Here is a 25,696-nt window from a genome sequence, read left to right as displayed (position 1 = left end):
CTGGCACTTTTTTATGCTGCTGACTACTCTTCGTCGTCACCATCGACATGCGCGCGGATAAGCGCCATAAACGGTTTACCAAAGCGTTCCAGCTTGCGCATCCCAACGCCGTTAACGCTGAGCATTTCGCTGGCGGTGATCGGCATCTGTTCAGCCATCTCAATCAAGGTTGCGTCGTTAAACACCACGTACGGCGGGACATTGCTTTCATCGGCAATCGATTTACGCAGTTTGCGTAATTTGGCGAACAGTTTGCGATCATAGTTGCCGCCGAACGATTTCTGCATCGCTTTCGGTTTGAGCGCCACGATACGCGGCACGGCAAGTTGCAAAGAGGATTCGCCGCGCAGCACCGGACGCGCAGCCTCTGTCAGTTGTAGGGCAGAATGCTGGGCAATATTTTGCGTCACCAGGCCGAGGTGAATCAGCTGGCGGATCACGCTCACCCAATGTTCATGGCTTTTATCACGGCCCATGCCATAGACTTTCAGTTTGTCATGACCATAGTCGCGGATACGCTGGTTATTAGCGCCACGAATCACTTCCACCACATAACCCATCCCAAACCGCTGATTCACACGACCAATGGTGGAAAGGGCAATCTGAGCATCGGTTGAACCATCGTATTGTTTCGGCGGATCGAGGCAGATATCGCAGTTCCCGCACGGCTCCTGCCGCCCTTCGCCAAAGTAGTTCAGCAGCACCAGACGACGGCAAGTTTGCGCTTCGGCAAACGCGCCCATCGCATTGAGTTTATGGCGCTCGATATCCTGCAATTGCCCCTGCGGCTTCTCTTCCAGACAACGGCGTAGCCACGCCATATCGGCCGGATCGTAAAACAGCATCGCTTCCGCGGGCAGGCCATCACGCCCGGCGCGACCGGTTTCCTGATAATAGGATTCGATATTGCGCGGAATATCAAAGTGGACCACGAAGCGGACGTTAGGCTTGTTGATGCCCATGCCAAACGCCACGGTCGCCACCACAATTTGCAGGTCATCGCGCTGAAATTTTTCCTGCACGTCGACGCGAATATTATTTTCCAGCCCGGCATGATAGGCCGCCGCGCTAATTCCCTTGCTTTGCAGGCGCGCAGCGGTGTCTTCTACTTTCGCCCGGCTGTTGCAGTAAATAATCCCCGACTTACCGCGTTGTTCCTGCACGTAGCGCATCAACTGATCGAGCGGTTTGAATTTCTCCATCAGCATGTAGCGAATGTTCGGGCGATCAAAACTGCTGATTTGAATCAGCGGATCGTTCAGCCCCAGCAGGCGCACGATATCCTGCCGCGTGGTGTCGTCGGCGGTGGCGGTTAGCGCCATAAACGGCAGAGTAGGAAAACGCTGACGCAGCTGACCGAGCGCGGCGTATTCCGGGCGGAAATCGTGCCCCCATTGGGAGATACAGTGCGCTTCATCAACGGCTAATAACACCGGATTCCAGTGCGCCAGATGCTCAAGGAAGTTATCCAGCATCAGGCGTTCCGGCGCGATATACAGCAGGCGGATTTGCCCGGTGCGACAGCCTGTCATCACGTCAAGTTGCTGCTCGCGGGTTTGCGTCGAGTTAAGGCACGCCGCCGCCACGCCGTTGGCTTGCAGTTGATCCACCTGATCTTTCATCAACGAAATCAGCGGTGAAACAACCACGGTAAGGCCGTTTAGCAATAAGGCAGGGATTTGATAGCAAAGGGATTTTCCGCCACCAGTGGGCATGACGACGAGGCAATCGCGGCCGGAAAGCACAGTGTCGATAATTTCTTCCTGGCCGGGGCGAAACTGTTGGTAGCCAAAGGTTTCTTGTAAAACCTGTTTAGCTCCGGACTCCAGATTCAACACTTCCGCCTGCGCCACATTCACCCCGATTGCCTGAAATAAAAACAGGCGCTATTTTCAGCGCCTGCGCGAGAAACTGCAATGCTTTTAGTCTCTGAGAGGGTAATCCTGGATGCTGGATTCCAGATTTGCCAACCATTCATCAAAACAGGTCGTTTAGCATAACTCCCACACCAACGCGGGTCTGGTTGAAGTTATAGTCGATGAGCGATTCGCCGTAACCACTGTAAACCTGAGTATAAAGGCGCACATGTTTGGTGATCGGGTAACTTAAGCCTAACTCCGCACCACCGTAACCGGTGTTCCAGTTGTACTGCCCTTTCGCGCTCAGTACCGCATCACCGAGGTGATAGCCGATTTTAAGCTGGTAATAGCCCATATATTTGGTGATGTCCGGGTTATCGTCCGTATTCCCCACCACATACCACGGCTTCACCTCTACCAGCCAGTTACCGTTTTCTGCCATCAGGCGGGTATAAAGGCGGTTCCAGCTGCGGGAAGTCGGGTCTGAACGCCCGTTTGAGTCGTGGTTGTAGCCCATTTCCACATCGCGCAGCGTCCAGCCAGCAAAGTTGTAATCCGTGGCAAAACCGAGGAACAATTGCGGTTCGTAGTTAGTTTCACGAAACGGTGAAGACTCTTCGCTATTGGACAGTTGCCACCAGGATTTTTGCGTATAAGACGCACCCAACACCGAGTTCGGGCCTAAAATCCCACGCCACAGCGGAAACGCCAGGCTCAACTGAAACTTTACTTCATCCTTACGCGCATTTTCCGCCCAGTCGTAACTGGCAATCGCTTCTTTATTCAGATCGCTGGTTTGGGTATAGATGATGTAGTTGGTGTCATAAGGATAAAGGGTGAACGGATTGTCATGCTCCTGCAGCATATTGGCGATAATACTGCCACGCACCGCTGGCGCGTCATGCACCTCTTTCACCGTTGCCTCTTGTGCATATACTGCCATAGGCAACATAAACACCGGCAACAACCAGCCCTGCAGAGTCCGCATCGGTCGTGTTCTCCGTAACGAATTATTGATTAGAGGAATATTTTTCTGCGGGCTATTTTACATACTTAACTCCATAGCCGTTAGTTATCCCTTCCTAAAGTAGAAACCAACAACAAAGAAGCATAAAATCAACATTTCATTAACCAATGAAGTGTAAGGATGATATGTCTGCCGTACTGACCGCTGAACAAGCCCTGAAATTAGTGGGTGAGATGTTTGTTTATCACATGCCATTTAACCGCGCATTGGGGATGGAACTGGAGCGTTACGAAAAAGAGTTCGCACAGCTGGCCTTTAAAAATCAGCCAATGATGGTGGGTAACTGGGCGCAAAGCATTTTGCACGGCGGGGTCATTGCGTCGGCGCTGGATGTCGCCGCCGGTCTGGTGTGCGTGGGAAGTACCTTAACCCGCCACGAAACCATCAGTGAAGATGAACTACGCCAGCGGCTATCGCGGATGGGGACCATTGATCTTCGCGTCGATTATCTGCGCCCAGGCAGAGGCGAGCGTTTTACTGCTACCAGTAGCCTGTTGCGGGCAGGCAATAAAGTCGCCGTCGCCCGCGTTGAATTACACAATGAAGAACAGCTTTATATTGCCAGCGCTACCGCCACCTATATGGTAGGTTGATAACGTAAAAGCAGGTAAACTGCTGTTACCAATTAAAAATGAGTATTCCCGATGGATGCAAAACAAACGCGGCAGGGCGTATTACTCGCTCTTGCCGCTTATTTTATTTGGGGTATTGCGCCAGCGTACTTCAAACTGATTTACTACGTGCCCGCCGATGAGATCCTGACGCATCGCGTGATCTGGTCGTTTTTCTTTATGGTGGTGCTGATGAGCATTTGCCGCCAGTGGTCCTATTTAAAAACGCTGATTCAGACGCCACAGAAAATTTTTATGCTGGCAGTCTCTGCCGTGCTGATTGGTGGCAACTGGCTACTGTTTATCTGGGCGGTGAACAATCACCATATGCTGGAAGCGAGCCTTGGTTACTTTATTAACCCGCTGGTGAACATTGTGTTGGGGATGATTTTCCTCGGCGAGCGATTCCGCCGGATGCAATGGCTGGCGGTGATTCTGGCGATATGTGGCGTGTTGGTTCAGTTGTGGACTTTTGGTTCACTGCCGATTATCGCGCTGGGGCTGGCGTTTAGTTTTGCCTTCTACGGCCTGGTACGCAAGAAGATTGCTGTTGAAGCGCAAACCGGCATGTTAATCGAAACTATGTGGTTGCTGCCCGTGGCGGCGATTTACCTGTTTGCTATTGCCGACAGCTCAACCAGCCATATGGGGCAAAACCCGATGTCGCTGAATTTACTGCTGATCGCCGCCGGTATTGTCACTACCGTACCGCTGTTGTGTTTTACTGCGGCTGCGACACGCCTGCGTCTCTCAACGTTAGGCTTTTTTCAGTACATTGGCCCGACGCTGATGTTCCTGCTGGCTGTGACGTTTTATGGTGAAAAACCGGGTGCCGATAAGATGGTGACCTTCGCCTTTATTTGGGTGGCGCTGGCAATTTTTGTGATGGATGCGATTTATACGCAGCGTAGAACGTCCAAATAAAAAATAAATATATTCTGAAAAAATATGCCGACTCTTGCATGAGAGTGGGCATATTGCCATGCTGACAGGAGACTCACATAAGGAAAGGCAGAATTTCCAGACGTCGTTGTATATTTTCATTTGCTTTAATAAATTTCATTTTTGGTAAATTCAGCATTATGTTATTAGCGATGAGCAAGACCAATCATTAACCAAGTTCTCTTCAGAATGTAATGAAAAATGTGAAGTGCATTTCTTTTTTAAAATTTTTTTACCCTATTATTTCTTATCAAATTAACGTTGCCCTTAATTATAAGAAAGGAGAATATAAATGAACAACATATTAGGCTCATCAATTAATATGCCCTGTACACTTTTCGAAACTATTACTTTATTCGATGATTTTTCTGCTGATGATATGCAGTATGGGGATATGGAAGAACAAGATTTTCTCTCACTCGGCTTAAGCGACATCTCTGCAAAAGTTGATCCTTACCGCCTCATTAAATACCATTTTCCTGGGCCGAATTCTACTTATGGTGCTTTTAGTGTTCCAACTTCTGGAACAAAAATATCACAAAGTGAATGTATTGATATTTTATTTGCAGAAATGAAAGATCTGGCAAAAATGTTTTCCTTTTTTGGACAATACAAAACACTCATCCAGGATCTGATTGATCATTTTAGATATGGAAATGGCAACAGTTTCCATAGCCAGGAATTGAACTTATCTTTTCATGAACGAATAAACAAATATGATTATAATAGCCCAATACGTGTAATCAAAGAATGTATCGAAAATGATATTTCTTCAACGCCTACGATAGGATACCGGCCTCTTCTCCTACAAAAGATTAAGACCGAATTACTTTCATCAAGACTAAATAAATTCAATGATTTTAAAGATAATTTTAATGGCCTGGGAATCAGCATTCATGATATCTCAGCTCAAAAAATATCTCTTTTAAATTTTCAAAAATATCCTATGGGCTGGAGCGCTACCATTCATTTCATAGCACAAGACCACTTTGGTTTGGATGTGACTGATATAAAAAACAAGATTTACAACAAGTATAGATTTTTTCGCATATGGTTCTTTTTACAACGGCATAAAGACTTTGCTTTCAAACCTTTTTTCACCAATTTTAACACTATCGAAAGAATCGAAAATTATCTATGAAAAGAAAACTCCAGAAAATTATATTATATTTATTTCTTCTATGCTGCATCTATAATTTATGGACATTGCGTCCTGTACAGATTTTGTATACATACTCTGATGCTGGCAATTCAGTCTTTCTGGTCGTTGATCATCTGCCATGGACTGACAGCGATAAAATAAATTGGTATCTGAAGCATCAGAATGAAATTAAAAATCAACATCCCCTACCAGAAGGTAGTTGGCATACCTGGTATGTTATTGATATCGGTAATGGCTTCACTGACTATAAAAAATATATCGAAGGGCCGTATGAAGATCTCTACTGTTTCCCAACGATTAAGAGCAATGATAATTGCATCGTAAAAAACTATTTAATGGTTATTAATGAATATCCTTACCGTAATACTCATTTTTTTATTGCTGATAACAATGAGTATCAACTAACCCAGGAAAATAAGATAGAGCGAGTGTTCAACCCGCATGACTTTGAAAAAGACAATTTTCAGCAATAAGCCGGATAAAGAACAATCTTTACCCGGCATTTATATTACAACCAGTTCTTCCGCTTAAAGTACAGATACGGTGCCAGGCCCGCGAGGATCATAAAGATAATCGCGCCTGGGTAGCCGAAGCTCCACTTCAGTTCTGGCATAAACTCAAAGTTCATCCCGTAGCTGGAAGCCACCAGCGTCGGTGGCAGGAACACGACGGATACCACCGAGAAGATTTTGATGATGCGGTTCTGCTCGATGTTGATAAAACCCATCGCCGCCTGCATCAGGAAGTTCACCTTCTGGAATAGAGATTCGTTATGTGGCAGCAGGGATTCGATATCTCGCAGGATTTCACGCGCCTGCTCCAGTTGCCCGCCCGGTAAACGCGCCTTACGCACCAGGAAGTTCAGCGCACGCTGGGTATCCATCAGACACAGGCGAACTTTCCAGCCGATATCTTCCAGTTCCGCCAGCGTGGAGAGCGCCTCGTCGTACTCATCGCCCTGATGCCCTTCCATAATTACCCGGCTCAACTGCTCCAGGTCACTGTAGATATTTTCAATTTCATCTGCCAACTGTTCGATTTTAGTTTCGAACAGATCCAGCAGCAGCTCGTAGGCATTACCGTCCACCATCGACTGGCTACGGGCACGCATACGATACAGACGGAATGCAGGCAGTTCACGCTCACGCAGAGTAAACAGACGACCATCACGGATGGTAAATGCCACAGTGGAGTTACCGGCGTGATCTTCCGCATCTTCAAAGAAGAAGAAGGAGTGAATATGCAGGCCGTCATCGTCTTCAAAGAAACGTGCCGATGCTTCGATGTCTTCCAGTTCCGGGCGGGTTGCCAGGCTCTGGCCGAGTTCAGATTGTACGCGCAGTCGCTCGTCGTCGTCCGGTTCGACAAGATCAATCCATACTGCATTTACAAGGGGTTGTGACTCTTCGACTTCCAGCCGGGTCAGTCGGTTATTTTCCAGTTGAAATGCGCTCAGCATGACCGGGACTCCCAATGCTTAAAATATCGGACAGTTCGGTGGGCACACAGAAACAAATTGGGTTTCAGACCATTAAACAGCCTGACTCAGCGCGACGGGAAAAATTGAGGTCGCTGACAACCGCTAAGGCTATCAGCAAAAAGGGATAGCCTTAGGAGTTGATCCTGGATGACAGGATAGTGAGCCAGTATCTACTGGGTGTGTCCAAGGCGAATGTCCTCTTAGAGTGATCGTGCGCGCATGTTACGCCAGCAAAATTTTGCCGTCAACACGCAACAGAACACCACAGAACAATAGTTGAACTTCGCGCTTTTTGGTACTCGTCAAGGTCGCTAACAGGATAAAAAAATCCCACATCCAGGACCTATAATGGCGCATCGGCTACTCATTGGTAAAGGAATGATCACCTTGAATCTCAAACGGATTTTTCTCACCCTCACCTTACTTCCCTTGTTTGCTGTTGCCGCTGATGATTGCGCACCCTCAGATCCGACGCTGACCGTACAGGCGTATACCGTTAATCCTCAAACAGAGCGGGTGAAAATGTACTGGCAAAAAGCCAATGGCGAAGCGTGGGGAACGTTACATGCTCTGCTGGCGGATATGAATAGTCAGGGTCAGGTGCAGATGGCGATGAACGGCGGCATCTATGATGAAAGCTATGCGCCGCTCGGTTTGTACATCGAAAACGGTCAGCAGAAGGTGGCGTTAAATCTCGCTTCAGGTGAAGGGAATTTCTTTATTCGTCCTGGCGGCGTGTTTTATGTCGCGGGAGATAAAGTCGGCATCGTTCGTCTGGATGCCTTTAAAACCAGTAAAGAGATTCAGTTTGCAGTGCAGTCAGGGCCAATGTTGATGGAAAACGGCGTAATTAATCCGCGTATTCATCCCAACGTCGCCTCACGTAAAATTCGTAACGGTGTTGGGATTAATAAACAAGGGAACGCCGTGTTTTTGTTGAGCCAGCAGGCGACAAATTTTTATGATTTTGCCTGTTATGCCAAAGCGAAACTGAACGTTGAGCAGTTGCTTTATCTTGATGGCACAATTTCACATATGTATATGAAAGGCGGGGCAATCCCGTGGCAACGCTATCCTTTTGTCACCATGATTTCCGTCGAGCGGAAAGGTTAAGCATTGTACACTCGAGGAGGCCAGACAAACTGGGACTGGCTACACAGCTGGAAAATCATCAGATAAATGAAGGGAAACAAAAATGAAAAAAACGCTCGCAACGTTATTTTTATTAACGTGTCTGGGATCATCATCCGCCTATGCGGATAACGCTTTGATTTTACAAACTGATTTTAGCCTGAAAGATGGTGCCGTCTCGGCGATGAAAGGGGTCGCATTCGGCGTTGACCATAATCTTAAAATCTTTGATTTAACACACGAAATTCCACCGTATAACATCTGGGAAGGCGCTTATCGCCTGTATCAGACTGCCAGTTACTGGCCGCAAGGTTCGGTGTTTGTTAGCGTGGTCGATCCGGGCGTAGGCACTGACCGTAAATCGGTAGTGCTGAAAACCAAAAACGGTCAATACTTCGTTTCACCAGATAACGGTACGCTCACTTTGGTGGCACAAACTCTGGGTATTGATAGCGTCCGAGAAATCGACGAAAAAGCTAACCGCCTGAAAGGTTCTGAAAAGTCATATACCTTCCACGGTCGTGACGTGTATGCCTACACCGGTGCGCGTCTGGCTTCCGGGGCGATTACGTTCGAACAGGTGGGGCCAGAGCTTCCTGCAAAAGTTGTCGAACTTTCTTATCAGAAAGCAAAAGCAACAAAAGGTGAAGTGAAGGGCAATATCCCGATTCTCGATATTCAGTACGGCAACGTCTGGAGCAATATCAGCGACGAGTTGCTGAATCAGGCAGGAATCAAACTCAACGACACGTTGTGTGTGACCATTTCCGAAGGTTCCCAGCAAAAATACGCAGGGAAAATGCCATATGTCGCAAGCTTCGGCGATGTGCCGGAAGGCCAGCCGATGGTGTATCTGAACAGCTTATTGAATGTTTCCGTGGCGCTGAATATGGATAATTTTGCGCAGAAACATCAGGTTGCGTCTGGTGCTGACTGGAATATTGATGTGAAGAAGTGCGCTAAGTAAGGTGCTGATGCCGAATGCGGTGTGGCGCACCGCATCCTGCAACGGAGTTGTAAATTACACCGTCTCCAGTCGGGCATAAGCCGCCACCAGCCATTTAATACCCTGGCCCTGGAATGCCACCTGCAAACGGCTATGCTCGCCGCTGCCTTCCATATTGACGATGGTGCCTTCACCAAACTTAGCGTGGCGTACGCGCTGGCCGAGCTTGTAGCCGCTGTCGTTCTCGACCATCGGCGTACCCATCCGTTGATGGCTGACCGGGCGGCTTACCGTAGCGCGCAGGCGCACCTCTTCCACACACTCTTCCGGCAACTCACCGATAAAGCGCGACGGGCGATGGTAAACCTCTTTGCCATACAGACGGCGAGTTTCCGCGTAGGTCAGCGTCAGTTTCTGCATCGCGCGGGTTACGCCAACGTAGGCCAGACGGCGTTCTTCTTCCAGACGTCCGCCTTCATCCAGCGACATCTGGCTTGGGAACATGCCCTCTTCCATACCAACGATAAACACCTGCGGGAACTCCAGGCCTTTCGCCGAGTGTAGCGTCATCAACTGCACCGCGTCCTGCCAGGTATCCGCCTGCCCCTCGCCCGCTTCCAGCGCCGCATGGGAGAGGAATGCCTGCAGCGGCATTAAATCTTCGTCTTCTTCGTTGTAGCTGAACTGGCGCGTTGCCGTCACCAGTTCCTCCAGGTTTTCGATACGCGTCTGACCTTTTTCGCCCTTCTCCTGCTCGTACATGGTGCGCAAGCCGGAGTCTTTAATTACCCGGTCAGTCTGTACATGCAGCGGCATATCGGCAGTTTCCTGCGCTAAGGCGTCGATCAGTTCCATAAACCGCTGTAAGGCACTGGCAGCACGTCCGGCGAGGGCTTTTTCCTGCAACAGTTCACGACATGCCTGCCAGAGTGTTAACTGGCGATCACGCGATGTCTGACGTACCACGTCCAGCGTCCGGTCACCAATACCCCGCGTTGGTGTATTCACCACGCGCTCAAAGGCCGCGTCGTCGTTGCGGTTGGCAATCAGGCGCAGATACGAGAGCGCATCTTTGATTTCCTGGCGTTCGAAGAAGCGCATCCCGCCGTAAATACGGTACGGCATACTTGCCTGTAACAGTGCTTCTTCCAGCACACGCGACTGGGCGTTGCTGCGGTAGAGAATGGCGCACTCGGCAAGCGCCCCGCCGTTGTCCTGCCAGGTTTTGATACGGTTAACCACAAAACGCGCTTCATCGAGTTCGTTAAAAGCGCAATAGAGGGAAATAGGCTCACCATCCGCGCCATCGGTCCACAGTTTTTTACCCAAACGCCCGTTGTTGTTTTCAATCAGGGCGTTCGCGGCGCTCAGAATATTGCTGGTAGAGCGGTAGTTCTGCTCCAGACGGATAGTTTCAGCACCGGGGAAATCATTGAGGAAACGCTGAATATTCTCCACCTGCGCTCCGCGCCAGCCGTAGATTGACTGATCGTCATCGCCAACGATCATCACTTTGCCGGTATCGCCCGCCAGCAGGCGGATCCACGCATACTGAATGTTGTTGGTATCCTGGAACTCGTCCACCAGGATATTGGTAAACCGTTCGCGATAGTGCTGAAGGATATGCGGCTTGTTAAGCCACAACTCGTGAGCACGTAGCAGCAGCTCGGCGAAGTCCACCAGGCCCGCGCGGTCACACGCTTCCTGATACGCCTGATACACCTTCTGCCAGGTCTGCTCCACCGGATTACCGTAGCTTTGAATATGATGTGGACGCAGGCCTTCATCTTTCTGGCTGTTGATGTACCACATTGCCTGGCGCGGCGGCCACTGCTTCTCGTCGAGGTTCATCGCCTTGATTAGGCGTTTGAGCAGGCGTAGCTGGTCCTCGCTGTCGAGGATCTGAAAATCCTGCGGCAGATTGGCGTCCATATGGTGCGCACGCAGCAGACGGTGCGCCAGCCCGTGGAAGGTGCCGACCCACATGCCGCCCTGGCTGGTGCCCATCAGCTGCCCGATACGATGACGCATCTCCGCCGCCGCTTTGTTGGTAAACGTTACCGCCATAATCGAGTATGGCGAGCAGTTTTCCACGCTCATCAGCCAGGCGATACGATGCACCAGTACGCGCGTCTTACCACTGCCCGCGCCCGCCAGCACCAGAAGGTTGCTGCGTGGCGCGGCCACCGCTTCGCGCTGTTTGTCATTAAGGCTGTCGAGCAGGTAAGAAACGTCCATTGGCACCGCCGCGTAAAAATAGGTTGGGCGGAGAAGCGCAACGCCCTCCGCCAAAAAGCTGGGTATATATACAGATTTGCTGATTATATCAGCGAGGTCAGAGATGCCAACCGGGAAATTTCCAGATGCGGGAGTAAACGGCTGTCCCAGGTTTGCATCAGATCGCCATTTTCCGGTCTGATCCAACAGGCCTGCATTCCGCTGCGAATTGCCCCACCCACGTCAGTGGTGAGATCGTCCCCGACATGTAAGATCTCACCGATCGGCACGTTGAGTTTTTCCGCCGCCAGGAAGTACATATCGCTGAACGGTTTTGAGCGCCCGTGCGGGCCAGCGCGCAACACAAACTCAAAATAATCCCCTAAACCAAACAGCTCCGGCTGGGCGTTACCGTTGGTGATCGCCACCAGCGGCCATTTCTTCGCCAGCTGTTTTAAGGTGTCGTGGGTTTGCTGCGGGACATCGATTCGGCTGCGCCATTTGGCAAAGTTGATCATTGCCGCGTGTGCGCCTGCACTGGCTTCTTCGGCACTCAGCCCGGCGTCGAGCATGGCTTGTTCAATCGAACGAAAACGCCAGCGCGTCACGTCGTGATAAATCTCGGGTTCCGCTTCCCGTACCGCCTGGCGCAGGCGTTGCAGATCTTCATTCTGGAAGCTGCGCAGCGCCGGATGATAATTTTGCACAAAGGTAAGCGCCTCCTGCTCGGTGCGCAAAATCACCGGACGGTTATCGTAAAGGGTATCATCCAGGTCAAAGGTGAGCGCCGAGATGCGCCCCAAAGGCCGGTAAAAACGCATTATTTCCCCCGTTTGGCGCGTGGATGCGCCGCATCGTACACCGAGGCAAGGTGTTGAAAATCAAGATGAGTATAGATTTGCGTGGTGGAGAGGTTGGCATGACCCAGCAGCTCCTGCACACCACGAAGATCGCCGCTCGACTCCAGCATATGCGTAGCGAACGAGTGACGTAATTTATGCGGGTGAACGTGATTATTCAGCCCTTGTTTGATGCCCCATTCGGCAAAGCGTTTCTGCACATTACGCGCGGAGATACGCTTGCCCAGTTTCGACAGAAAAAGCGCGTCGTCTTCGCTACCAAACAGGTCGCGCAAATCAAGCCAGTGCTCAATCCACGCCACAGCGTTGCGACCAATCGGCAGGCGGCGCTCTTTGCTGCCTTTTCCCATCACCCACACTTCACCAGACTCCAGGTCGAGGTGTTTGATATCGAGCCCCACCAGTTCGGAAAGACGCAGACCCGCGCCGTACATCACTTCCAGCATTGCCCGATCGCGCACGGCGAGGGGATCGTTGATATCAATATCCAGCAGCCGATTCATATCATCGACGTCGATGTTTTTCGGCAGATGACGCGGCGCTTTCGGTGCCGAAACACCTTTCGCCGGGTTGGCTTTGAGTTCGTTCTGGCTGACCAGCCAGTCAAAAAAGCTACGTAGCGCAGAAAGCCGTAACGCCAGACTTGCAGCTCCCAGCCCTTTACGGCGACTGCGTACAGCGAAATTGCGCACCATCGTCACATCACATTGCTGCCAGCTTTGCAGGCCGTTTTCACTGGCAAAATTGATGATCGCCTCAAGCTGACGCTGATAGTTAAGCAGGGTTATCGGGCTAAGCTGACGCTCCACGCTCAGATAACGTAGGTAGCGTTCTACATCGGTGTGTAAATCGGTCATACGCGTTCAATCCAACGCTCCAGAAGCTCCGGCAACATCAGCGCAATTTCATGAAGTAACTGCGTTCCCTGCCCTTGTTGATAGTGACTGGCATCGCGACTGGTAAACAACACAACACCCAAATCAGCATCGCTTCCCAGCATCGACATCGCCACCGATCCCACCGCTTTCGCTTCCGGTAGCACCACCAGAAGCTCCGGTCCGTTAAGCGGCCCCAGATAGTGCTGTTCCTGCCCCAAACGCTGAATACGCAGCGGTTCGAAAGACTGACGGCTTAATGCCAGATGAGTGTGGTTCGACGGCGCACCTAAGCGCCAGCGATCTGGAAACAGGCGCAGACTCGCGCCCGCCAGACCGAGATCGCGCGCCCAGCGGTGAAAGCGCATCAGCATATCGTCGAGACTGCTGGCGGCGGTGAGACTACGCTGCAGGTAGAGTAAGCGATAAAACAGGCCTTCGTTGGCGATAGCCTGCTCCATCAACAACGCCATGTTCTCTTCCAGAACATGAATGTGATTACGTGCGCGGGCCATGTGCCACTCGACCAACGAAACGGTGCCGCGTACCGGATGCGGCACACGTATCGCTTCAACTGCGCGCGCATTGCGGATAAAAAACTCAGGATTTTTAATCAGATAATCGACAACCGCCCGGTCATCAAGCTCCGTGAGTGTTTCCTGCAGTTCTTCCCCTGGTTGCTTCATAGATGAATAAATCCGTCGTAGACATGTACCGCCGGGCCAGTCATATATAACGGGTGACCCGGACCTTTCCAGGCGATATCAAGACGACCGCCGGGGAGTTCCACGCGTACTTCTTCGGCCAGCAAACCTTGCTGAATCCCTACCGCCACCGCCGCACACGCGCCGCTGCCGCAGGCCTGGGTTTCTCCTGCCCCACGCTCATAAACGCGTAAACGAATATGCTCGCGCTTAACCACTTGCATAAAACCGATATTGGCGCGCTCCGGAAAACGCTCATGGCTTTCCAGAACAGGACCAAGCGTTTCTACCGCCGCGGTATCGACATCATCGACCTGAATCACGCAGTGCGGATTTCCCATCGACACCACGCCACATAAGATTGTCTGCTCGGCGGCGCGCATAATATAGGTCTTTTCCGCTTTGTTAGCGCGAAACGGCACAGCGGAAGGTTCGAAGTTGGGCTCGCCCATGTTTACGCGAACCAGATCATCATCGGTGACGGTCAGAACCATCCGCCCGTTGGCGGTGCTGACGCGGATATCGCGCTTATTAGTCAGCCCTTTCAGGCGCACAAAACGGGCAAAGCAGCGCGCACCGTTGCCGCACTGCGCCACTTCACTGCCATCAGCATTGAAAATGCGATAGTGAAAATCCAGTTCAGGATCATACGGCGGCTCAACCACCAGCAGCTGGTCAAACCCTACCCCCAGGTGCCGATCCGCCAGGCGACGAATCAGCTCCGGTGAAAAAAAGACATTCTGCGTTACCGCGTCGACGACCATAAAATCGTTGCCAAGGCCATGCATTTTCGAGAACTGCATCATTTACTCCAATCACGCGGGTACAGAAACTGACTTTTAGTAATTCACCTGGGATGGACCATCGCCAGTGGCGCGGTCGTTTTTATCCGGCACTGTGGATTGCGTTTGCGTCTCTACCGGTTTGGTCGGCGGCGGTGCGTTTTTATCTGCAGGCGGGAAATAGAGCGGACCTTTCAGACCGCAGCCCGTCAGGCTGAAGAGAGTAAGTAATACAGTGAGTGCCTTAAACACGTTTTTCATTATGGATTGCCTGTAAAGTTCATCGCTTTCTGCTTTCTATCATCGCAGGAGAAGGCGTAAAAGCAAGCGTTTAGCGACTCTTTATGAAGTCTGAAAAGTGAGGAAATGCTGCGAGTATAACGCTTACACGTGGCGATTTATGTTTTGCTGGTAGTTTCGTGATCGGCACCTCGCGCCAGGATGGCTTTATGCACTATCGCAATGTGGTTTGTTTGTTGGCTTGTTCTTATCGCCTGCATGGGACTTTTAAGAGAGTGGCGTACCACGAAATTTCGTTGTCTGACCTTAGTCGCCAGTGACATACAACTTTGCCAACCAGGTGATAAGAGGGAATAAAATCTGATGGGGCTATTTACCCGACTGGAAAAATTTGACCAAAAGCTTACGCGTGGTTATGCCCGCTGGGGGCGCTGGGTGTGGCGGATGTTGATCGCCGTGCCAGTACTGGTCGTGTTGTGGAATATAGGGCAGGCAGTATGGGGAGGTCCAAGAGGTGGAGTGATTCTGGAAATCCACAGTGAAATTGACCGTCCGATACTGGGATTCAGTGTTAACGGCGTGGCGGGCGCGAATGCTTTTGCGAATGGTGGTGGTTCAATCACCTGTTGCGGTGATGTCAGTGGGGATACGGCAGAGGTTATCTGGACATTAGATATGACTCACGAGCAATATCTTAAAGGGATGCGTCTGGAGAAACGTAACAAGACTTTGCCTCTCCCAAAAAGAGAATGGGGAGAAAATTACCTGCACGTGCATTTTATGCCTGGCGATAAAGTGTTGCTGGGGTGGAGTAAAGATTCTTTTTCTCCGTATGAAGATCTTCACAACGGGGGGTACAAGACCCGCGTTCGGCAGGATGTGAAGGATAAACTTTATGGTACAGGGAAAATGAATTGATAGATTTCTATAAAAATCACGTTCGGCAGAAAGCGTAATAATGTGGCGAATGTTAGATACCCGTGGTGAAACCTGGGTACAACTCGTGAAAGACAATAAAGAAGGCAACGGGGGGCGGAATCCCACATTGCCTCCCTTCCAGGGGTCAATCCGGAATATTTTTATGCTATTAGCCGTACTATGGGGCAGTTCCGGGATTGTGTTTATATCGTGAATGAAAATATCACGTTTATTCCAGCAACTATCAGAAAATAGCGATGACCTTTATGGATTCTGAAAAGTGACGATTTGCTGCGAGAGTTACGCTTACTTGTGAGGATTTATGTTCTGCTGGCAGTTTCGTGATCAACACCTCGCGCCAGGATGGCTTTATGCACTTTCGCAATGTGGTTTGTTTGTTGTCTTGTTCGTTGTTTTTATCGTCGGCATGGGGATGTCGGCTTTCCGCGCCCGAACATAATATTTACCAGAAACAGGGAAAAGGCGTGGTATACCTGCGCCCTTATAAAGAAACAAATCTTTCTCTTCCTGACGTGAATTACAAAAGTTTGCGCCGTTTACCCAATTTATTAATAGACCCGACAACACTAGACAAATGGGATAAAGTACCTCCTCTGACTGATCTGACAACCGACTACCTCTATGAAGGCGCACAGGCCTGGTATCCTCATTACTCCTGGCATAGCGATGGTCGCTATATCCTCTACGCGGGTGAAGTTGTGCAAAACCCGCCAGACAAACCTCCCGTCGATGTCGCCTCGTTCAAGGCATGGGGTGATTTTGCCGCAGATAAACACAGTCTCTATTTTGAAGGCACGCGCACCGATGACAATGGCGGAGAAAATAGTCTAGATATCAAAACGCTGCATCAGGTGAAATTCCGTTCCCCCTGGAAACCTGACTTTCTGGGGCTGATATTACGTGACGCTAATTTCTTATATGTCGATGGACATCGCCTCGCTGACCCCGAGAGTTTCCGTGTGCTGGCGCAGAAGTCCTGGGATCAGCGAGGAAAGTTTTCCACCACGTTTAACCCCTGCGTTGCCGTACCATTTGGCCCCTGGGATACGTTAGCCCGTACACGGACCAAAATCATAATCAATGGCGAACAGCTTAAAGCCGACCCAGAGACATTTACTGTCGTACGCTGGATGCCCGGTTCGTTATTAACCTGGCGAGATAAAAGCGGCCTGCACCGGAAGGTGCTGAATCAGGGAAATCTGGACAAAGATAGGGCAAATAGCTGCGCGGCGTTCAATTTGCAGGAACACTCTGTTTCATGGCGCAAAGGGCCAGAATGCCAGCAAGAAGTCCTACCCGGCCTCGATCCAGAACAATTTCATCCTCTTAGTAATACCGTTGCTCAGTATCAGGACAAGCTGTACACCATCAAAAAAACGGGATTTGGCGAAAATAGGCTAAATATCGTCACACTGGATAATCCTGGTTTGGTGATAGATAAACGCTTTAACGCGGGAAGAACTCACGGCTATTTATTGACCAAATTACCAGCTGATGGTGAAGAAGAAGATGGCCTCCAGGTATTCGATTCTTCCGGGCCGCTTATCCTGATGGATTATAGTGTTCCTGACGAGCATGAGGCTCACCTTAGCGATAGCCCCCATTACAAGAAATGGTATGCACACGACGATCGTTATGTTTACGCATTCGATGGCTCACAGCTTTGGCGCTACCCAACTCCCAATACCAAAGCCGTGCGGGTGAAATGGAAAACCAAAGATTCAGGATATGGCTATTGGGCAAACTACCGTAGTGGTGAGCTTGACGGCAGACTTCTTGAGGATGGTGCGTTTATTCCAACGGGAATCCCCTATAACTCATCCGTTAACATTGCTCAATATTCTGATGGCGAAGGCTCTTTTCTCGTCGGCGAAACCGATGTTAGCTGGCGTAAGCTTCGCTCTACAGACCAGCAATGGAGTCAATGGGAGAAACTCCCCGATATTGACCCGAAAGCATTTCATCCCATCACCGATCGTGTCGCGCAGTACAAAAATCATCTGTACATTGCGAAATTGTCTCCTTTTGGTGAAGACACCCTGGAAATAATAACGCTCGACTCTTCTGCACCTTTCCTGAAACAACGAATTAACGCCGGGAAAGGCCATGGTTACTTTATGCGCTCTTCCCGTTTACGCGATGATATTCAAATTTTTGCTATTGATGGACCATTGAAAACCACCGAACGTTTCGCTTATGACAATCGCTATGTTTATACCTGGATCGGTAGCCAACTTTATCGAACCGCATCGCCCTGTCCGTCCAGGACACGTAATCTGGATCAGAACATGTTTTCATCCAATGATGACATCATCATCTTGACGACGGAGGAAGAGTGCCACAAAACACCAGACATTGAGCAAACTTTGAAGCCCTGACCCCATGCCGCTATACTGCCGCCATCACTTAAAAACAGGATACAACAATGAACGACAGTGAATTTCATCGCCTGGCTGATCAACTGTGGCTGACCATTGAAGAGCGTCTGGACGACTGGGATGGCGATAGCGATATCGACTGCGAAATCAACGGCGGCGTGCTGACCATTACCTTTGAAAACGGCAGCAAAATCATTATCAACCGCCAGGAACCGCTGCACCAGGTATGGCTGGCAACCAAACAGGGCGGCTACCATTTTGATATGAAAGGCGATGAGTGGATTTGCGATCGCAGCGGCGAAACCTTCTGGGATTTGCTGGAACAGGCGGCAACGCAGCAGGCGGGTGAAACAGTCAGTTTCCGCTAAGATTGCATGCCGGATAAGCCTCGCTTTCCGGCACGCTCATCACGAAAAATACTGCTGTAATAGCGGCGTGTCGTGATCCTGATTGGCAGGCGGCATGTTGCCAATCGATTTGGTGCGGAACGGAATCACCTGTTCACGACCATCAACCTTCACAATCTGATAGAACTGCGGCAGGTTGAAGTTGATGAAGCTTGAGCCGTAGGTAAAACGGTCGTGCGATGACGAGTAGAAGCGACTGACGTCACGCACCAGCTCCTCTTTGCTGCCTTCGCAGTGGTGATACACCTCAACCCGGTTGCTTTCGTCGAGAATGTAGATATTAAAGCCATTCTCGTCTTGCGTTTCTTCGAAGAAGAACTGGATGATCCCTTCGCTGGCAAAGCCATCCACCACCGCCGGTAATTTGACGTGATTGGTTTCAACCTGCACTGACAGGCCGTGCAGTTTGTTATGCGAAATAGCGCCATAAAACTCGATGGCGTTTTCCAGTTTCTGTACCGATACATTCAGCCGTTCGAAGAACAAGCCCCAGGTTTGACCGGAGACGCGCAGCGCCTTGAAGCGCCCGGTTTCCTGGCGGGTGCTGGAAAGACGCAGTTCAATACACTCAGAAACCAGTTGCTGCACGCGAGTACGGATTAACCCGCGCAGATGCTGGCTATAACAGAAGACTTCCACGCTATCTGGCGGTGCGGCGTCCTGATGCATTTTGCCGAGAATGGTTTTCAGGGCTTCGATCATCGACTGCTCGCCGTTGAAGTGCAACGTACGCACTTCGTTCCACGAGTTGCGGTACAGCAGGTCCACGCTACCTACCAGGCAATTTTGATTCTCGCCAAAGCTGAAGACGTCCAGCTTACGGAAATCAAAATGCACCACCTGATTGCGGAACGCAGCTGTCGGGTCATATTCCAGGTTAACGATAATCGCCAGATGGCGAATCTCACACGGGCTGTAGAGCGCTTTTGGCGTCGGTGCAGGCAGGCGCAGCGGGAAATGGTGTGACACATCGGCGACCATCTCCTGCAACTTAGGCAAATCGACAATGCCGTTACCTTTAATATACAAACGGGTACGCGAGGTCAGCAGGCCGTTAAACCATGCCCACGCTACCAGTTTATTCAGGTAACGGTTATATTCCAGCGGCTGATGGCTGATGATCGACTCAATATTTGGCGCGCGGTTATACAGATACCAACCGGAACGGTTAGCCCGGCCCGGCGGCACATAAATAAAGGTCAGATTCGGTTCCGAGAGATCGGGCGAAATCTGCGGGTTTACCAGCGTCACTTTACCTGGCAATGCTTCAAACGCGGCGTACAGCTTACGTGTCAGTACGCCGATATCCTGCGGACTGGCGGAGACGCTAAGGTTATTGCGACGCGCAAAGCGGATCAAATTACGGTAGCTCTGCATCATTGCATCGAGCAGCTCGTTGTGCGCCTCACGCACCTGATCAATCTTCCAGTTAGCGCGGTTATCGAGCATTGCAAGACGACCATCGTCCCATTCCCACTCTTTCACTAACTGGGTTAGCACTTCACGACGCCAGCCTACGCAGGCGCGTTCACGGCTGAGCTTTTCGCACACTTTTAAATAGAAGCAGCGACGTACTAAATCCAGACGGGTAAAATCTTCAATCGCCGTCAGGTATTCAGTAACACGCTCCAGCATCATGCAGTATGGATCGAGGCCAAACGATACAATCTCGCCATCGTGCAAACGCTGTTTGATATCTTTCGCCAGCAGACGTGGGTTCGGGTATTCCCAGGAATAGGCTTCCAGCAGCAGTGTTTTCAGCACCGCTTTGTATGGGGAATCGATACTCTTATAGAGCTGCCAAAGGCTGGCACCAAAGTACTCTTCGGCAGAAAGCGAGCTTAAGCCACCAAGATCCAGCCATTCATTAGGAGTAAGCACGCCCTGCGCGTAAAGCGTCATCACATAGTCGTCGTAATGCTCTTCTTCGTCGCACGGCACCATATTCCACAGAATACGCTTACCGGCGAGACGCACGGCGGTACGATAAAATTCGTCAAGCAGCAGTATATGCTGGGTGGAGCCACAATCTTCGCCCCCCAGGCTGCCGCTTTCATTATGACGGAAACGGTTTTCATCAATCAGGAAGAAGCTGACTTCCACACCCAGCGAGGCGGCCCAGCTTTCCAGCAGACTACATTTACGTTGTAGCAACTGGCGCTCTTCGCTATCGAGCCAGGATTGATGACAGACCCAGATATCCAGGTCAGAGGAACAGCTTTGCCCTACGGACGAGGTGCTGCCCATGGTGTATACACCAGTAATTGGAAGCTCACCTTTCGGCGGATCCTGTACTGACATTCCACGATACAGTTCAAGCTCGTTCAGGTAGTGGCGTTGAGTTTCATCAGGCGTGTAAAGGCAAATGCCTTTGGGAACGTTACCATCAAGGTAACCCGGCATTAGCGGATGGTGATAGTGCAACAATGTCGGCAGTAGACTGTAGACCTGTTGGAATGCAGGCCCCATAGCAGCAAGCGCGCGATCCACACGCAATTGATTTATGGCATCCAGTCTCTGTTTCAGAGTCTCAATATAGAGGTACAAGACGTATCGCCTGATTTGCTACCCGTCATGACTGTGATTCCGCCAACATCAACGGTAACACGCGGCATTCGGGATATTTCGTATGTCAAAGGTAACCGTTACCACTTTTCGCGCCTGGTTTTTTTAGTTTCACGACGAAAAAATGGTCTAAAACGTGATCAATTTAACACCTTGCTGATTGACCGTAAAGAAAGATGCGCTACATACAAGTGTAGCACCGTTTATTCTCTGTAAATTCCTTATTACGACGGCGTGAAACGCCTGTCAGGATCCACTGCCAGACCTCATTTTACGGTTTGCGCAGGCGTCTACGTTTCACCACAACACTGACATCGCTCTGGCAAGGATGTTAGGATGGACCACGGATGATAATGACGGTAACAAGCATGTTAGACAATGTTTTAAGAATTGCCACACGCCAAAGCCCACTTGCACTCTGGCAGGCACACTATGTCAAAGACAAGTTGATGGCGAGCCATCCGGGCCTGGTCGTTGAACTGGTACCGATGGTGACGCGCGGCGATGTGATTCTTGATACGCCGCTGGCGAAAGTAGGCGGAAAAGGCTTATTTGTTAAAGAGCTGGAAGTCGCGCTCCTCGAAAATCGCGCCGATATCGCCGTACATTCAATGAAAGATGTGCCGGTTGAATTCCCGCAAGGTCTGGGACTGGTCACTATTTGTGAGCGTGAAGATCCTCGCGATGCCTTTGTGTCCAATAACTATGACAATCTGGATGCGTTACCGGCAGGCAGTATCGTCGGGACGTCCAGTTTACGTCGCCAGTGCCAACTGGCTGAACGCCGTCCGGATCTGATTATCCGCTCCCTGCGCGGCAACGTCGGCACTCGCCTGAGTAAACTGGATAACGGCGAATACGATGCCATCATTCTTGCCGTAGCCGGACTAAAACGTTTAGGTCTGGAGTCACGTATTCGCGCCGCGTTACCACCCGAGATTTCTCTTCCTGCGGTTGGACAAGGTGCGGTCGGTATTGAATGCCGCCTTGATGATACACGCACTCGCGAGCTGCTTGCCGCGCTGAATCACCACGAAACTGCACTGCGCGTTACCGCAGAACGCGCCATGAATACCCGTCTCGAAGGCGGATGTCAGGTGCCAATTGGTAGCTACGCCGAGCTTATTGATGGCGAAATCTGGCTGCGTGCGCTGGTCGGCGCGCCGGACGGTTCGCAGATTATTCGCGGTGAACGCCGCGGTGCGCCGCAAGATGCCGAACAAATGGGGATTTCGCTGGCAGAAGAGCTACTGAATAACGGCGCGCGCGAGATCCTCGCTGAAGTCTATAACGGAGACGCCCCGGCATGAGTATCCTTGTCACCCGCCCGTCTCCCGCTGGAGAAGAGTTAGTGAGCCGTCTGCGCACACTGGGGCAGGTGGCCTGGCATTTTCCACTGATTGAGTTTTCTCCGGGTCGACAATTACCACAACTTGCTGATCAACTGGCGGCGCTGGGGGAGAGCGATCTGTTGTTTGCCCTCTCGCAACACGCGGTTGCTTTTGCCCAATCACAGCTGCATCAGCAAGATCGTAAATGGCCCCGACTACCTGATTATTTCGCCATTGGACGCACCACCGCACTGGCACTACATACCGTAAGCGGACAGAAGATTCTCTACCCGCAGGATCGGGAAATCAGCGAAGTCTTGCTACAATTACCTGAATTACAAAATATTGCGGGCAAACGTGCGCTGATATTACGTGGCAATGGCGGTCGTGAGCTAATTGGGGATACCCTGACGGCGCGCGGTGCTGAGGTCACTTTTTGTGAATGTTATCAACGATGCGTAATCCATTACGATGGTGCAGAAGAAGCGATGCGCTGGCAATCCCGCGAGGTGACGACGGTCGTTGTTACCAGCGGTGAAATGTTGCAGCAACTCTGGTCGCTGATCCCACAATGGTATCGTGAGCACTGGTTACTACACTGTCGACTATTGGTCGTCAGTGAGCGTTTGGCGAAACTCGCCCGGGAACTGGGCTGGCAAGACATTAAGGTCGCCGATAACGCTGACAACGATGCGCTTTTACGGGCATTACAATAACTCTCATAACAGGAAGCCATAATGACGGAACAAGAAAAAACCTCCGCCGTGGTTGAAGAGACCAGGGAGGCCGTGGACACCACGTCACAACCTGTCGCAACAGAAAAAAAGAGTAAGAACAATACCGCATTGATTCTCAGCGCGGTGGCTATCGCTATTGCTCTGGCGGCGGGCGTCGGTTTGTATGGCTGGGGTAAACAACAGGCCGTCAATCAGACTGCCACCAGCGATGCCCTGGCTAACCAACTTACTGCACTGCAAAAAGCCCAGGAGAGCCAAAAAGCCGAGCTGGAAGGCATTATCAAGCAACAAGCTGTACAGCTTGAGCAGGCGAATCGTCAGCAAGAAACGCTGGCAAAACAGCTGGATGAAGTCCAACAAAAGGTCGCCACCATTTCCGGCAGCGATGCTAAAACCTGGCTGCTGGCCCAGGCCGATTTTCTGGTGAAACTCGCCGGACGGAAGCTGTGGAGCGATCAGGACGTCACGACCGCTGCAGCGTTGCTGAAAAGTGCAGACGCCAGCCTGGCGGATATGAATGACCCGAGTCTGATTACCGTTCGCCGGGCAATTACCGATGATATCGCCAGCCTTTCTGCGGTATCGCAGGTGGATTATGACGGCATTATCCTTAAGCTTAATCAGCTTTCAAATCAGGTAGATAACCTGCGCCTGGCTGATAATGACAGCGATGGTTCGCCGATGGATTCCGACGGTGAAGAGCTTTCCAGTTCCATCAGCGAATGGCGTATCAATCTGCAAAAAAGCTGGCAGAACTTTATGGACAACTTCATTACGATTCGCCGTCGTGATGACACCGCCGTACCGCTGTTAGCGCCAAATCAGGATATCTATCTGCGCGAAAATATTCGCTCTCGCCTGCTGGTCGCAGCACAAGCTGTACCGCGTCACCAGGAAGAGACTTATCGCCAGGCGCTGGAGAACGTCTCCACCTGGGTACGTGCTTACTACGATACTGATGATGCCACCACCAAAGCGTTCCTCGACGAGGTGGACCAGTTAAGCCAGCAAAATATCTCGATGGATCTCCCGGAAACCCTGCAAAGCCAGGCGATGCTGGAAAAATTGATGCAGACCCGCGTGCGTAACCTGCTGGCACAACCGGCAGCAGGGACAACGGAAGCTAAACCTGCACCTGCACCTGCACCTGCACCTGCACCTGCACCTGCACCTGCACCGCAAGCTGATACTCCGGCAGCCGCGCCGCAAGGAGAATAACCATGCTAAAAGTGTTATTGCTCTTTGTTTTGCTGATTGCGGGGATCGTGGTTGGCCCGATGATTGCCGGTCATCAGGGGTACGTATTGATTCAGACCGACAACTACAATATCGAAACCAGCGTCACTGGCCTGGCGATTATTTTGATTCTGGCGATGGTAGTGCTGTTTGCCATTGAGTGGCTACTGCGGCGGATCTTCCGCACAGGCGCACACACCCGTGGGTGGTTTGTCGGACGTAAGCGTCGCCGTGCCCGTAAGCAGACCGAACAGGCGCTGCTGAAACTAGCGGAAGGCGATTATCAGCAAGTTGAAAAGCTGATGGCGAAAAATGCCGATCACGCTGAACAACCGGTGGTGAACTATCTGCTGGCTGCCGAAGCCGCGCAACAACGCGGTGATGAAGCACGCGCCAACCAACATCTGGAACGCGCAGCGGAGCTGGCCGGCAACGACACAATTCCGGTAGAAATCACCCGTGTACGTCTGCAACTGGCCCGTAATGAAAACCATGCAGCACGTCACGGCGTTGATAAGCTGCTGGAAGTTACGCCACGCCATCCGGAAGTATTACGTCTGGCGGAACAGGCGTATATCCGCACTGGTGCATGGAGTTCGCTGCTGGATATCATCCCATCAATGGCGAAAGCCCACGTTGGCGATGAAGAACATCGTGCAATGCTGGAACAACAGGCATGGATTGGCCTGATGGATCAGGCGCGTGCCGATAACGGTAGCGAAGGTTTGCGTAACTGGTGGAAAAACCAAAGCCGGAAAACGCGTCATCAGGTGGCGTTACAGGTGGCAATGGCGGAACACCTTATTGAGTGTGATGACCATGACACCGCCCAGCAAATTATCATCGACGGCCTGAAACGCCAGTATGACGATCGCCTGCTGCTGCCGATCCCGCGTCTGAAAACCAATAACCCGGAACAGCTGGAAAAAGTGCTGCGCCAACAGATCAAAAACGTGGGCGATCGCCCGTTGTTGTGGAGCACACTGGGTCAGTCGCTGATGAAGCACGGCGAATGGCAGGAAGCATCGCTCGCCTTCCGCGCGGCGCTGAAACAACGTCCGGACGCCTACGATTACGCATGGCTTGCCGACGCGCTGGACAGACTGCACAAACCAGAAGAAGCTGCAGCGATGCGCCGCGACGGTTTGATGTTAACGTTGCAGAACAACCCGCCACAGTAGTTCTTTCTCACCCGGAGGCAAGCACCTCCGGGACCTTTCTGATACATAAAAAAACGCCTGCTCTTATTACGGAGCAGGCGTTAAAA

General features: G+C 51.1%; 24 protein-coding genes. 13 read left to right on the top strand and 11 right to left on the bottom strand.

Annotated elements, in window-relative coordinates:
- Positions 1–23: 23 nt before the first annotated feature.
- Positions 24–1,853 carry an ATP-dependent DNA helicase RecQ gene (gene recQ, locus ACJHYW_RS16580; RefSeq protein ID WP_024179510.1) on the bottom strand — a complete coding sequence of 610 codons (1,830 nt, stop codon included), beginning with the start codon at positions 1,851–1,853 and terminating at the stop codon, positions 24–26.
- 124 nt (positions 1,854–1,977) lie between these two features.
- Positions 1,978–2,847 carry a phospholipase A gene (pldA, locus tag ACJHYW_RS16575; protein ID WP_001259693.1) on the bottom strand — a complete coding sequence of 290 codons (870 nt, stop codon included), beginning with the start codon at positions 2,845–2,847 and terminating at the stop codon, positions 1,978–1,980.
- Between the two features lie 164 nt (positions 2,848–3,011).
- Between pldA and yigI the strand changes: the two genes are divergently transcribed.
- The 4 genes from yigI to ACJHYW_RS16555 all read left to right on the top strand — a co-directional run bounded on the left by yigI (position 3,012) and on the right by ACJHYW_RS16555 (position 6,074).
- Positions 3,012–3,479, top strand: coding sequence for an acyl-CoA thioesterase YigI (gene yigI, locus ACJHYW_RS16570; protein ID WP_001277142.1), 468 nt, complete (start codon positions 3,012–3,014; stop codon positions 3,477–3,479).
- A 51-nt stretch (positions 3,480–3,530) separates the two neighbouring features.
- On the top strand, positions 3,531–4,421 hold the full coding sequence (gene rarD, locus ACJHYW_RS16565; protein ID WP_000339104.1) for an EamA family transporter RarD: 891 nt from the start codon (positions 3,531–3,533) through the stop codon (positions 4,419–4,421).
- A gap of 310 nt (positions 4,422–4,731) precedes the next feature.
- Positions 4,732–5,580: a YPO3983 family protein gene (locus ACJHYW_RS16560; protein WP_001059676.1), complete on the top strand. Its 849-nt coding sequence runs from the start codon at positions 4,732–4,734 to the stop codon at positions 5,578–5,580.
- On the top strand, positions 5,577–6,074 hold the full coding sequence (locus tag ACJHYW_RS16555; protein ID WP_000823792.1) for a DUF943 family protein: 498 nt from the start codon (positions 5,577–5,579) through the stop codon (positions 6,072–6,074). The genes ACJHYW_RS16560 and ACJHYW_RS16555 overlap by 4 nt, the downstream gene beginning before the upstream one ends.
- A 35-nt stretch (positions 6,075–6,109) precedes the next feature.
- On the opposite strand, the gene corA is transcribed toward ACJHYW_RS16555, so the two are convergent.
- Together corA and ysgD are read right to left on the bottom strand one after the other, a co-directional pair.
- A complete protein-coding gene (gene corA / locus ACJHYW_RS16550) occupies positions 6,110–7,060 on the bottom strand; it encodes a magnesium/cobalt transporter CorA (RefSeq protein ID WP_000947159.1) in 951 nt (316 codons plus the stop codon).
- 151 nt (positions 7,061–7,211) lie between these two features.
- On the bottom strand, positions 7,212–7,268 hold the full coding sequence (ysgD, locus tag ACJHYW_RS16545; protein ID WP_211180520.1) for a protein YsgD: 57 nt from the start codon (positions 7,266–7,268) through the stop codon (positions 7,212–7,214).
- A 161-nt stretch (positions 7,269–7,429) separates the two neighbouring features.
- Here ysgD and ACJHYW_RS16540 point away from each other — a divergent pair, with 161 nt between their 5' ends.
- Together ACJHYW_RS16540 and ACJHYW_RS16535 are read left to right on the top strand one after the other, a co-directional pair.
- Positions 7,430–8,194: a phosphodiester glycosidase family protein gene (locus ACJHYW_RS16540; protein ID WP_000951190.1), complete on the top strand. Its 765-nt coding sequence runs from the start codon at positions 7,430–7,432 to the stop codon at positions 8,192–8,194.
- Positions 8,195–8,276: 82 nt separating this feature from the next.
- Positions 8,277–9,179 (top strand): S-adenosyl-l-methionine hydroxide adenosyltransferase family protein, encoded by a 903-nt coding sequence (locus ACJHYW_RS16535; RefSeq protein WP_000751627.1) that lies wholly within the window; start codon positions 8,277–8,279, stop codon positions 9,177–9,179.
- A gap of 54 nt (positions 9,180–9,233) precedes the next feature.
- On the opposite strand, the gene uvrD is transcribed toward ACJHYW_RS16535, so the two are convergent.
- The 6 genes from uvrD to lptM all read right to left on the bottom strand — a co-directional run bounded on the left by uvrD (position 9,234) and on the right by lptM (position 14,857).
- On the bottom strand, positions 9,234–11,396 hold the full coding sequence (uvrD, locus tag ACJHYW_RS16530) for a DNA helicase II (RefSeq protein WP_000383407.1): 2,163 nt from the start codon (positions 11,394–11,396) through the stop codon (positions 9,234–9,236).
- 83 nt (positions 11,397–11,479) lie between these two features.
- Positions 11,480–12,196, bottom strand: a complete 717-nt coding sequence (yigB, locus tag ACJHYW_RS16525; RefSeq protein ID WP_001213567.1) for a 5-amino-6-(5-phospho-D-ribitylamino)uracil phosphatase YigB — start codon at positions 12,194–12,196, stop codon at positions 11,480–11,482.
- On the bottom strand, positions 12,196–13,092 hold the full coding sequence (gene xerC, locus ACJHYW_RS16520; RefSeq protein WP_000130691.1) for a tyrosine recombinase XerC: 897 nt from the start codon (positions 13,090–13,092) through the stop codon (positions 12,196–12,198). Before xerC ends, yigB begins: the two co-directional genes overlap by 1 nt.
- The gene (locus ACJHYW_RS16515; RefSeq protein WP_000812796.1) at positions 13,089–13,796 is read right to left on the bottom strand and encodes a DUF484 domain-containing protein; all 708 of its coding nucleotides are present in this window, start codon (positions 13,794–13,796) and stop codon (positions 13,089–13,091) included. The genes xerC and ACJHYW_RS16515 overlap by 4 nt, the downstream gene beginning before the upstream one ends.
- Positions 13,793–14,617: a diaminopimelate epimerase gene (dapF, locus tag ACJHYW_RS16510; RefSeq protein WP_001160654.1), complete on the bottom strand. Its 825-nt coding sequence runs from the start codon at positions 14,615–14,617 to the stop codon at positions 13,793–13,795. The genes ACJHYW_RS16515 and dapF overlap by 4 nt, the downstream gene beginning before the upstream one ends.
- 36 nt (positions 14,618–14,653) lie before the next feature.
- Positions 14,654–14,857: an LPS translocon maturation chaperone LptM gene (gene lptM / locus ACJHYW_RS16505; protein ID WP_000799889.1), complete on the bottom strand. Its 204-nt coding sequence runs from the start codon at positions 14,855–14,857 to the stop codon at positions 14,654–14,656.
- A gap of 342 nt (positions 14,858–15,199) precedes the next feature.
- Between lptM and ACJHYW_RS16500 the strand changes: the two genes are divergently transcribed.
- The 3 genes from ACJHYW_RS16500 to cyaY all read left to right on the top strand — a co-directional run bounded on the left by ACJHYW_RS16500 (position 15,200) and on the right by cyaY (position 18,521).
- Positions 15,200–15,754, top strand: coding sequence for a DUF3304 domain-containing protein (locus ACJHYW_RS16500; protein ID WP_000522563.1), 555 nt, complete (start codon positions 15,200–15,202; stop codon positions 15,752–15,754).
- Positions 15,755–16,095: 341 nt separating this feature from the next.
- Positions 16,096–18,153 (top strand): hypothetical protein, encoded by a 2,058-nt coding sequence (locus ACJHYW_RS16495; RefSeq protein ID WP_280740081.1) that lies wholly within the window; start codon positions 16,096–16,098, stop codon positions 18,151–18,153.
- A gap of 47 nt (positions 18,154–18,200) precedes the next feature.
- Complete coding sequence (cyaY, locus tag ACJHYW_RS16490; RefSeq protein ID WP_000999950.1) at positions 18,201–18,521, top strand: iron donor protein CyaY; 321 nt, start codon at positions 18,201–18,203, stop codon at positions 18,519–18,521.
- 39 nt (positions 18,522–18,560) lie between these two features.
- Here the strand turns inward: cyaY and cyaA are convergent, their stop codons facing one another.
- Entirely contained in the window at positions 18,561–21,107 is a 2,547-nt protein-coding gene (gene cyaA, locus ACJHYW_RS16485) for a class I adenylate cyclase (RefSeq protein WP_000281697.1), read from the bottom strand.
- A 386-nt stretch (positions 21,108–21,493) separates the two neighbouring features.
- Between cyaA and hemC the strand changes: the two genes are divergently transcribed.
- From hemC to hemY, 4 genes are read left to right on the top strand one after another with little or no spacing between them, the layout of a single operon-like run.
- Complete coding sequence (hemC, locus tag ACJHYW_RS16480) at positions 21,494–22,435, top strand: hydroxymethylbilane synthase (RefSeq protein ID WP_012602475.1); 942 nt, start codon at positions 21,494–21,496, stop codon at positions 22,433–22,435.
- The gene (hemD, locus tag ACJHYW_RS16475; RefSeq protein WP_061093013.1) at positions 22,432–23,172 is read left to right on the top strand and encodes a uroporphyrinogen-III synthase; all 741 of its coding nucleotides are present in this window, start codon (positions 22,432–22,434) and stop codon (positions 23,170–23,172) included. Before hemC ends, hemD begins: the two co-directional genes overlap by 4 nt.
- Positions 23,173–23,193: 21 nt before the next feature.
- Entirely contained in the window at positions 23,194–24,411 is a 1,218-nt protein-coding gene (gene hemX / locus ACJHYW_RS16470; RefSeq protein WP_001600756.1) for a uroporphyrinogen-III C-methyltransferase, read from the top strand.
- A gap of 2 nt (positions 24,412–24,413) precedes the next feature.
- The gene (gene hemY / locus ACJHYW_RS16465; RefSeq protein WP_000921791.1) at positions 24,414–25,610 is read left to right on the top strand and encodes a protoheme IX biogenesis protein HemY; all 1,197 of its coding nucleotides are present in this window, start codon (positions 24,414–24,416) and stop codon (positions 25,608–25,610) included.
- Positions 25,611–25,696: the final 86 nt, after the last annotated feature.

This window comes from Escherichia sp. WS3063 (assembly GCF_046486595.1).
GTDB classification, from domain to species: Bacteria; Pseudomonadota; Gammaproteobacteria; order Enterobacterales; family Enterobacteriaceae; genus Escherichia; species Escherichia coli.
The sequence above is the reverse complement of the archived record's forward strand: the minus strand, read 5'-3'. Positions and strand labels throughout refer to the sequence as shown.

Excerpts from the sequence above, each read along its gene's own strand:
- xerC (WP_000130691.1), bottom strand. The coding sequence starts at position 13,092 with ATGACCGATTTACACACCGATGTAGAACGCTACCTACGTTATCTGAGC.
- uvrD (WP_000383407.1), bottom strand. The coding sequence starts at position 11,396 with ATGGACGTTTCTTACCTGCTCGACAGCCTTAATGACAAACAGCGCGAA.
- ACJHYW_RS16535 (WP_000751627.1), top strand. The coding sequence starts at position 8,277 with ATGAAAAAAACGCTCGCAACGTTATTTTTATTAACGTGTCTGGGATCA.
- hemC (WP_012602475.1), top strand. The coding sequence starts at position 21,494 with ATGTTAGACAATGTTTTAAGAATTGCCACACGCCAAAGCCCACTTGCA.
- corA (WP_000947159.1), bottom strand. The coding sequence starts at position 7,060 with ATGCTGAGCGCATTTCAACTGGAAAATAACCGACTGACCCGGCTGGAA.
- dapF (WP_001160654.1), bottom strand. The coding sequence starts at position 14,617 with ATGCAGTTCTCGAAAATGCATGGCCTTGGCAACGATTTTATGGTCGTC.
- ACJHYW_RS16500 (WP_000522563.1), top strand. The coding sequence starts at position 15,200 with ATGGGGCTATTTACCCGACTGGAAAAATTTGACCAAAAGCTTACGCGT.
- ACJHYW_RS16560 (WP_001059676.1), top strand. The coding sequence starts at position 4,732 with ATGAACAACATATTAGGCTCATCAATTAATATGCCCTGTACACTTTTC.
- hemY (WP_000921791.1), top strand. The coding sequence starts at position 24,414 with ATGCTAAAAGTGTTATTGCTCTTTGTTTTGCTGATTGCGGGGATCGTG.
- hemD (WP_061093013.1), top strand. The coding sequence starts at position 22,432 with ATGAGTATCCTTGTCACCCGCCCGTCTCCCGCTGGAGAAGAGTTAGTG.
- yigI (WP_001277142.1), top strand. The coding sequence starts at position 3,012 with ATGTCTGCCGTACTGACCGCTGAACAAGCCCTGAAATTAGTGGGTGAG.
- ACJHYW_RS16540 (WP_000951190.1), top strand. The coding sequence starts at position 7,430 with ATGGCGCATCGGCTACTCATTGGTAAAGGAATGATCACCTTGAATCTC.
- ACJHYW_RS16555 (WP_000823792.1), top strand. The coding sequence starts at position 5,577 with ATGAAAAGAAAACTCCAGAAAATTATATTATATTTATTTCTTCTATGC.
- rarD (WP_000339104.1), top strand. The coding sequence starts at position 3,531 with ATGGATGCAAAACAAACGCGGCAGGGCGTATTACTCGCTCTTGCCGCT.
- lptM (WP_000799889.1), bottom strand. The coding sequence starts at position 14,857 with ATGAAAAACGTGTTTAAGGCACTCACTGTATTACTTACTCTCTTCAGC.
- ACJHYW_RS16515 (WP_000812796.1), bottom strand. The coding sequence starts at position 13,796 with ATGAAGCAACCAGGGGAAGAACTGCAGGAAACACTCACGGAGCTTGAT.
- cyaY (WP_000999950.1), top strand. The coding sequence starts at position 18,201 with ATGAACGACAGTGAATTTCATCGCCTGGCTGATCAACTGTGGCTGACC.
- pldA (WP_001259693.1), bottom strand. The coding sequence starts at position 2,847 with ATGCGGACTCTGCAGGGCTGGTTGTTGCCGGTGTTTATGTTGCCTATG.
- yigB (WP_001213567.1), bottom strand. The coding sequence starts at position 12,196 with ATGCGTTTTTACCGGCCTTTGGGGCGCATCTCGGCGCTCACCTTTGAC.
- hemX (WP_001600756.1), top strand. The coding sequence starts at position 23,194 with ATGACGGAACAAGAAAAAACCTCCGCCGTGGTTGAAGAGACCAGGGAG.